This is a genomic window from Pelomicrobium sp. (genome assembly GCF_036803785.1).
In the GTDB taxonomy this organism is placed as follows: Bacteria; Pseudomonadota; Gammaproteobacteria; order Burkholderiales; family UBA6910; genus Pelomicrobium.
In genome coordinates, this window is record NZ_DAIRTR010000006.1 from 1 (window position 1) to 7,194 (window position 7,194).

Here is a 7,194-nt window from a genome sequence, read left to right on the forward strand (position 1 = left end):
CACCCGCCCTCCCGCGTTTTGGACAGGGCCCGCGCCGCTGCTGCGGGACCAAGCCGGATCAGCCGGGCTATAGGTGAGGAGCACCAAGGCCAGGTAGGCAGCGAGCCCCACCATGGACAGCCACCAAGACTCCCGGATCAAGGCCGCGATCTTGGGCGGCAGGGGATTGGCGCTGGCCTTGTCGGCCATGCTCTTGGACGGAAAGCGCATCGAATACCGCCAGTATAGACCGGGGGATTATATCGGCCGGGTCCGCCGCGGGCCACCGAGAGCGGCTCGACAGGCCGAGGAAATTGCTTCACCATTTCGCTTCCGCACCTGTCCGACCTGCGAATAATCCCATGAATTCCAAGCATTGCAGACTTCTCATCCTGGGCTCGGGCCCGGCGGGCTACACCGCCGCCGTGTACGCGGCTCGGGCCAACCTGAAGCCCGTCCTCATCACCGGCCTCGCCCAGGGCGGCCAGCTCATGACCACCACCGACGTAGACAACTGGCCGGCGGACGCGGACGGAGTCCAGGGGCCGGAGCTGATGGAGCGTTTCCGCCGCCACGCGGAACGCTTCGGCACGGAGATCATCTTCGATCACATCCACACGGCGCGCCTCACCGAACGCCCCTTCACCCTGATCGGGGACCAGGGCGCCTATACCTGCGATGCCCTCATCATCGCCACGGGGGCTTCGGCCAAGTACCTCGGCTTGCCCTCGGAGCAGGCCTACATGGGCAAGGGTGTCTCGGCCTGCGCCACCTGCGACGGCTTCTTCTACCGGGGCCAAGACGTGGCGGTGGTGGGAGGCGGGAACACGGCAGTGGAGGAAGCGCTCTATCTTTCCAATATTGCGGCCAAGGTCACCCTGGTGCACCGGCGGGACAAGTTCCGGGCCGAACCCATCCTGGTGGACCGGCTGATGGAGAAGGTGAAGGGGGGTAAAGTCGCCCTGGAGCTCTTTCACGTGGTGGAGGAAATCTTGGGGGACGGCGCTGGCGTAACCGGCGTGCGGCTGCGCCACACCCAGAACGGTGCCACCAAGGAGATTGCGGTCCAGGGGGTGTTCATCGCCATCGGCCACCAGCCCAACACGGACATCTTCGCCGGGCAGCTGGAGATGAAAAACGGCTATATCATCACCCGCAGTGGCCTGGAAGGCGATGCCACGGCCACCAGCATTCCCGGGGTGTTTGCCGCCGGGGACGTGCAGGACCACGTCTACCGCCAAGCGGTCACCAGCGCCGGCTCCGGTTGCATGGCAGCCCTGGACGCGCAGAAATATCTGGATGAGCTCGGCTGACCGGATGCCGGTTGTCGGGCAGGAGATGGGAGACCGCCATGAAGGAGGGTTCCGCGATGGGCGGGGTGCCGCCCGTGGACGAAGCGGAGCGGGATCTGTTCCGCCAGGCGGTGCGAGACGTAGCGCCGCTACCGGACCGTCGGCGTATCGAGCGGGTGGCCAGACGCCCCGCCCCCCTCCCCTACCAGCGGCTACGGGACGAGGAACAGGTGCTCGCCGAGTCCCTGGCGGGCAGCCCCTGGGAAACCCTTGTGGAGGCAGATGGGGACCTGTCCTTCGTGCGCCCGGGCCTCTCCCGGCAGGTACTGCGCAAGCTGCGCCGCGGTCATTGGGTCGTGCAGGACCAGCTGGACCTCCACGGCCTGAACCGGGAAGCCGCCCGGGTGCAAACGGCCGAATTCCTCAAGGCCTGCCAGCGCCGGGGGCTGCGCTGCGTGCGCATCATCCACGGCAAAGGCCTGCGGTCGAAAAACAGAGAACCGGTACTCAAGATCAAGGTGCGCCACTGGCTCATGCAGCGGGAGGAGGTGCTCGCCTTCAGCCCGGCGCCCCCGGCAGACGGTGGCACAGGGGCGGTGCTGGTGCTGCTCAAGGGGGAAAACCGCAAGGGGTGAAGGCACGCAGGGCGGTTGCCGGGGGCGCTGCGCCGTCGACCGCCTGCCGATCAGATCGCCGCCTCGTTGATCTCGCCGGTTCGAATCCTCACCACCTGCTCCACTGAGGTGACGAAGATCTTCCCGTCGCCGATCTTGCCCGTGCGGGCGCTCTTGACGATAGCTTCGATCGCCTGCTCCACCAGGGTGTCGGGCAGCACTACCTCCACCTTGACCTTGGGCAGGAAGTCCACCACGTATTCGGCGCCCCGGTATAGCTCGGTGTGCCCTTTTTGCCGCCCGAAACCTTTCACCTCCGTCACCGTGAGCCCGGTCACTCCGATGCCGGAGAGGGCTTCCCGCACTTCGTCCAGCTTGAACGGCTTGATCACCGCCTCGATCTTTTTCATGGTGTGGCTCCCGCAACACGCACCTGAAGTGAGTTTACCATCGAGTCAGGCCCCTGCCTGCGGGGGAACGTATCCTTGAGCGCCATGGCCGAGCCCGAGCTGCGCATCCTGGACAGTCTCCACGGCGTGGACCGGGCCGCCTGGAACCGGTTGGCGGAGGAGAACCCCTTCCTGAGCCATGAATTCCTTTGCGCCCTCCACGACTCGGGATGCGCCTCTCCCGCCACCGGCTGGAGGCCCTGCTTTCCCACCCTGTGGCGCGGTGGCGATCTCCTGGCCGCCATGCCCCTCTATCTCAAGAGCCACTCCTTCGGCGAATACGTGTTCGACTGGGCCTGGGCGGAGGCCTATCGCCGCCATGGGTTGCGCTACTACCCCAAGCTGCTCTGCGCCGTACCCTTCACGCCGGCGACCGGGCCACGGCTCCTCGCCCCCCCGGGACAGATGCGTCAGAGGCTACTCGACGCTGCCCTGGCCTTGGCGAACGAAATGCGAGTCTCCTCCCTCCACGTCCTGTTTGCCCGGGACGCGGAGATGGGGGATTGGGAGCGAGCGGGCTTGCGGGTGCGCCATGGCGTGCAGTTCCAATGGTTCAACCGCGGCTACGTCCGCTTCGAAGATTTCCTCTCGACTCTCACCCATGACAAGCGCAAAAAAATCCATCAGGAGCGGCGCCGGTTGGTGGAGGCCGGCATCCGTTTCGAATGGCGGGCGGGCTCTGACCTCCAGGAGGAGGACTGGCGCTTCTTCTTCCGCTGCTACACGCGTACCTATCGCCTCCACCACTCCACGCCCTATCTCACTCTGGATTTCTTCCTGCGGCTTGGGCAGGCCTTGCCTCGGCAGGTGCTACTCGCCATCGCCCGCCGGGACGGCAGACCCCTTGCCGCAGCGCTTTTTCTGCGCGGCGCCTCCACCCTGTACGGGCGTTACTGGGGCGCGCTGGAGTTCGTGCCTGGCCTGCACTTCGAGGCCTGCTACTACCAGGCCATCGAGTGGAGCATCGAACAGGGCCTCGAGCGCTTCGAAGGCGGCGCCCAGGGGGAACACAAGCTGGCCCGGGGGCTCCTTCCGGTGCGTACCTGGTCGGCCCACTGGCTGGCCCATCCCGGGTTTGCCCAGGCCGTGGAGGAAGCCCTCGCCCGGGAGACGGTGAGCGTGGACCGTTACATGGAAGCGCTGGCCGAGCGCTCGCCCTTCAAGGCCCAGCCGTGAGGTTTGAAGCGCCCCTGATCGAAGGCCGGCTATTACGCCGCTACCAGCGCTTCCTCGCCGAGGTGGAAACGGCCGACGGGCCGGTGGTCGCCCATTGCCCCAACACCGGCTCTCTCCTGGGCTGCCAGTCCCCCGGCAGCCGGGTGTGGCTTTCCCGGAGCCGCAACCCGGCGCGCAAGCTCGCCTACACCTGGGAGCTGGTGGAGGTGGACGGGGTGCTGGTGGGCATCCACACGGGCCGGTCCAACCGGCTGGTGGAAGAGGCCTTGGCCGCCGGCGTGGTGCAGGCGCTCGCGGGCTATCGCCTCGCGCGGCGGGAAGCCCGCTACGAAGGCTCGTCGAGCCGAGCCGATCTCTTGCTTTCCTCCCCTCGGCGCGGCCTCGCTTATGTGGAAGTGAAGAACGTGACCGCGGCGGCAAGCGGCGGAGTCGCCCTCTTTCCCGATGCGGTGAGCCGCCGCGGCACCCGGCACCTGCACGAGATGATGCGCGTGGTGGACCGCGGCGAGCGGGCTGTGCTGGTGTTTTGCGTGCAGCGCAGCGACGTGACAGAGGTGCGCCCTGCCGATGCCATCGATCCGATCTACGGCAGGACCTTGCGGGAGGCCCTGGCGGCAGGGGTGGAGGCCGTGGCCTACCGGGCTCGGGTCAGCCCGACGGAAATCGCCCTGTTGGAGCCTGTTGCCGTGGTCTGTCCGTGAAGCGCCCTCGGGCGGGTTCAGTTCAACTGAATCCGCTCCCCCCAGGGCACCGGCTCCCGTCCCTTGACCAGCCACAGGACCGGGTAGGGAGGCGGCCGCTCGGGGAATTCGCCGAGCGCGTCGGTGAAGTAGACAAGGGCGTCGGGCCCCAGAGCCTCGCGTTCGATCCACTCGAAGACCGGCGTGAACCGAGTCCCGCCACCCCCCGTCACCTGGGTCGGGAGGCGCACGGCCTCCCACGGCTCGAACACCCACGGCCCTTCGGGGGCGAGCCGCTCGTCGCAAGCGTGCAAGAGGATCCGGGCCGGAAGCTGGCTCTTGAGAGCGTTCAGCTCGGCGGCGAACTCGGCGAGCTCCCCTTCGCCGATGGAGCCCGAGGCGTCGAACACGACCACCACCTCCAATACTCGGCTCGCCAAGCGCGGCAGGATCGCTGCTGTCTCCCGACGCGGGGGACGCTGGAAGCTGTAGTCGTCTCGAGCGCAGGTCCGAAGAAAGCGCTCCAGCAGGGCGCGCCAGGGCAACCGGGGCTCGATCAGGCGGTCGACAAGCCGCTGCCAACCCCCGTGCAGCCGCCCCCCTCGCAGGGCCTGCTGGGCGGCGGCGGCAAGGCGCACGCGCCAGAGGCCGGCCAGATCCTCGCCCTCCATGGCCGGGAACGCCCGGGCTGCCGGTTCGGTGGCTTCGGTCCAAGGGCGGCCCGCCCTCGCGGTTTCCGGCGCTGCCTCCCCTGGAGACTGGCCACCTTTTGTGCCCGCCGGGCTCCTCCCCTCCCGGGAGGCACCCGCTGCCAAGGCAAAGCGATCCGAGGGCTCCCCGTCGGCGTCGAAGAGGTGCAGATCCAGGGGCTGCTCCCCGGTGTCCTCAGGCACTAGGGGATAGATCTCCTCTGCGGCGAGACCCCGGAACGCGGGGTCCAGTAGCGCGCCGGCCGGAGGCTTCAAACCCTCCTGCACCAGGAGCCAGTTGACCGCATGGTCGCAGGCCACGTCCCAACGACGGCGCACCCGGTGGTTGCGGCGGGCAAAGTGGCCCAAGGCGCAGTGCAGGGCCTCGTGGGCCAGCAGGAACTGCGTTTCGGACAAGGAAAGCCCTGCGACATAGGCCGGGTTGTAGTAGAAGGCGCGGGCATCGGTGGCCACGGTGGGCACCCGCCGGGGATCTGCCGGCCTGAGGGGAAGGTGCAACACTAGGGCCCCCAGGAAGGGGGTGTCCAAGATCAGCCGGGTGCGGGCCGCCCGCAGCTTGGTTTCGATGGCGGTGTCCATTGCCCAGGCCTTCTACCGTCGCGGCTCACCGCCCGGCCAGGGGCCGCTCGTAAAGAATCAGGTCGGTGATGGAGTTGGCCCAATCGGAAAACTCCGGCAGATCGATCAAGGGCCGTCCCACTGAGCGATGCATGTCGGTGACCAGCATCACCCCCAGCTCTCGCTGGGGGAAGGCGGTTGCATATTTGAGGATGTTGCCGAGGACCCGGGGCGCGTCGGGCCCGCGGCTCGCCTGCACGGCGCGGCGCACCAGGGCGGCAGCGATCCCGTACTGCAAATCCACTTCGTCGGGCACCCGCTCGCTCCGCCCCTCGAGAATGGCGTCCACATCCGGCATGCGCTCCATGGTGTCGATGAAAGCCTTGAGTTCGATCCCCGCGGAAGCGCCCACGCAGGCCTGCAGGGCGTCCAAGAGCAGCGCTTCCTCTCCGTCGAATTTGAGTAGGGCCCGGTGGGCGTACTCCCACGAGCGGGGCGAGGGAAAGGCGATGGGATGGCGCGCCGGGTCGAAATCGAACAGCAAGTCGGGGCGAAAGCGCAGGAAGCCAATGATCCGGGGATCGATCCCGTAGGCGTGGGCCCAGGCGACCCAGTCGTCCAGATGGGGCTCCACTTCGTAATGGGTGAAGCGGTTTGCCAGCGGCGCGGGCATCGTGTAGGTGACGCCCCGATCCCCGGGCCGGTTGCCGGCGGCGAAGATGGCCCAACCCTCCGGCACTTGGTACTCCCCCAGCCGCCGGTCCAGGATCAACTGATAGGCCGCCGCCGCCACCGTGGGTGCAGCAGAGGTGATCTCGTCCAAGAACAGGATCCCCCGTCCGCCGTGGCGCTCCCGGTCAGGGAGCATGGCGGGCACGGACCATTCCACCCGGTCCCCAACGCGGAAGGGAATGCCCCGCAGATCCGTGGGCTCCAACTGAGAAAGGCGCAGATCGATCAGGGGAACGCCGTGGCGCCGGGCGAGGTCTCCGATGATGCGGGACTTACCCACCCCCGGCGGCCCCCACAACATCACAGGCGTATGCTGGCCGCAGACGGCGGCCTCGAGCTCCCGCTCTAATATGGCGGCGATGTGGGAAGGGCGCACTGGGTTTTCAACGTCCGGGACTCAAGGCATTCTAATCCTGCGGCGGACGGGCGGCCAGCCAGACCAGGAACGGGCGTCGTGCCGCCGGCCTGCGCCGCGGCGCGCGAAGGTGAGAGCGTGCGCTGCAGGGCTCTCGCGTAGCGTTCGCCCACGCTTGCGGGCGCTCTGGCGCGCCTCCGGGTTTTGGGGTGGGCGCTAGGCAGGGAAAGGGATTTTTGCTAACGTGCGCCGGTTCAGAGATGCGCCGATGAATTTCTGCTCCAACTGCGGCGCCCGGGTGGAATACCGAGTGCCGCCGGGCGACACGCTGCCCCGTTACGTCTGCCCCGCCTGCGGCGCCATCCACTACCAGAACCCGAAGATTGTGGTGGGCTGCATTCCCGAGTGGGAAGACCGGGTGCTCCTGTGCCGTCGTGCCATCGAGCCGCGCTACGGCTACTGGACCCTGCCCGCCGGGTTCATGGAGAACGGCGAGACCACCTTCCAGGCCGCGTTGCGCGAAACGATGGAAGAGGCCCGCGCCCGGGTGGAGTTGGGGCCCCTGTACACCGTATACAACCTGCCCCACGTGAACCAGGTATACCTCATGTTCCGCGCCCGGCTGCTGGACCTGGACTTCCGCCCGGGC

At 67.7% G+C, this 7,194-nt stretch carries 9 protein-coding genes; 5 read left to right on the forward strand and 4 right to left on the reverse strand.

What is annotated here, in order from left to right; translation table 11 throughout:
- On the reverse strand, positions 1–210 hold a 210-nt coding region (locus tag V7Q81_RS01395), incomplete at its 3' end, for a DNA translocase FtsK 4TM domain-containing protein (RefSeq protein ID WP_333839635.1).
- A 131-nt stretch (positions 211–341) separates the two neighbouring features.
- Between V7Q81_RS01395 and trxB the strand changes: the two genes are divergently transcribed.
- Together trxB and V7Q81_RS01405 are read left to right on the forward strand one after the other, a co-directional pair.
- Entirely contained in the window at positions 342–1,292 is a 951-nt protein-coding gene (trxB, locus tag V7Q81_RS01400; RefSeq protein ID WP_333839637.1) for a thioredoxin-disulfide reductase, read from the forward strand.
- Positions 1,293–1,330: 38 nt separating this feature from the next.
- Positions 1,331–1,906, forward strand: coding sequence for a Smr/MutS family protein (locus tag V7Q81_RS01405; protein WP_333839640.1), 576 nt, complete (start codon positions 1,331–1,333; stop codon positions 1,904–1,906).
- Positions 1,907–1,956: 50 nt separating this feature from the next.
- Here V7Q81_RS01405 and V7Q81_RS01410 read toward each other — a convergent pair whose 3' ends face one another.
- Complete coding sequence (locus tag V7Q81_RS01410; protein WP_333839642.1) at positions 1,957–2,295, reverse strand: P-II family nitrogen regulator; 339 nt, start codon at positions 2,293–2,295, stop codon at positions 1,957–1,959.
- Between the two features lie 84 nt (positions 2,296–2,379).
- Here V7Q81_RS01410 and V7Q81_RS01415 point away from each other — a divergent pair, with 84 nt between their 5' ends.
- Together V7Q81_RS01415 and sfsA are read left to right on the forward strand one after the other, a co-directional pair.
- Positions 2,380–3,510, forward strand: coding sequence for a GNAT family N-acetyltransferase (locus tag V7Q81_RS01415; protein WP_333839706.1), 1,131 nt, complete (start codon positions 2,380–2,382; stop codon positions 3,508–3,510).
- Positions 3,507–4,211 carry a DNA/RNA nuclease SfsA gene (gene sfsA, locus V7Q81_RS01420; RefSeq protein ID WP_333839644.1) on the forward strand — a complete coding sequence of 235 codons (705 nt, stop codon included), beginning with the start codon at positions 3,507–3,509 and terminating at the stop codon, positions 4,209–4,211. The genes V7Q81_RS01415 and sfsA overlap by 4 nt, the downstream gene beginning before the upstream one ends.
- Before the next feature lie 17 nt (positions 4,212–4,228).
- Here the strand turns inward: sfsA and V7Q81_RS01425 are convergent, their stop codons facing one another.
- Complete coding sequence (locus V7Q81_RS01425; RefSeq protein WP_333839646.1) at positions 4,229–5,479, reverse strand: vWA domain-containing protein; 1,251 nt, start codon at positions 5,477–5,479, stop codon at positions 4,229–4,231.
- Positions 5,480–5,504: 25 nt separating this feature from the next.
- Entirely contained in the window at positions 5,505–6,566 is a 1,062-nt protein-coding gene (locus tag V7Q81_RS01430; RefSeq protein ID WP_333839648.1) for a MoxR family ATPase, read from the reverse strand.
- A 247-nt stretch (positions 6,567–6,813) separates the two neighbouring features.
- Between V7Q81_RS01430 and V7Q81_RS01435 the strand changes: the two genes are divergently transcribed.
- A partial coding sequence (locus V7Q81_RS01435; RefSeq protein ID WP_333839650.1) for an NUDIX hydrolase occupies positions 6,814–7,194 on the forward strand: 381 nt, incomplete at its 3' end.